Consider the following 517-nt stretch of genomic DNA (forward strand, 5'->3'; position numbering starts at 1 on the left):
GTCGAGAGCGGCCGAAGCACAAGATCAAAAGATTAAAAGGGGAATGACAGGCATAAAAAAACGCGGCGCCCTCGCAGGCACCGCGTTTTCTATGTGGATCAGTTTTCCGGGGTTTGTTCGGCCAGGGCCACGGCGCGGAACATCGCGCGACGCTTGTTCAGGGTTTCTTCCCATTCCAGCGCCGGTACCGAGTCGGCGACGATGCCGCCACCGGCCTGCACATGCAGTTCACCGTTCTTGATCACGGCGGTGCGAATCGCAATCGCGGTGTCCATGTTGCCGTTCCAGGCGAAGTAACCGACCGCGCCGCCATAGACGCCCCGCTTGACCGGTTCCAGCTCGTCGATGATTTCCATCGCGCGAATCTTCGGTGCGCCGGACAAGGTGCCGGCCGGCAGGATCGCCCGCAGTGCGTCCATCGCTGTCAGCCCGGCCTTCAATTGGCCGGTGACGTTAGACACGATGTGCATCACGTTGGAATAACGCTCGATGACCATCTTCTCGGTGAGCTTCACCG

The 517-nt window shown here is 60.3% G+C and carries 1 protein-coding gene; it reads right to left on the reverse strand.

What is annotated here, in order from left to right:
- Positions 1–98: 98 nt before the first annotated feature.
- Positions 99–517: chorismate-binding protein (locus tag AC1DF0_RS32110; protein WP_477577612.1), on the reverse strand; the 419-nt coding region annotated here is incomplete at its 5' end.

This window comes from Paenibacillus sp. 05T425, assembly GCF_056396205.1.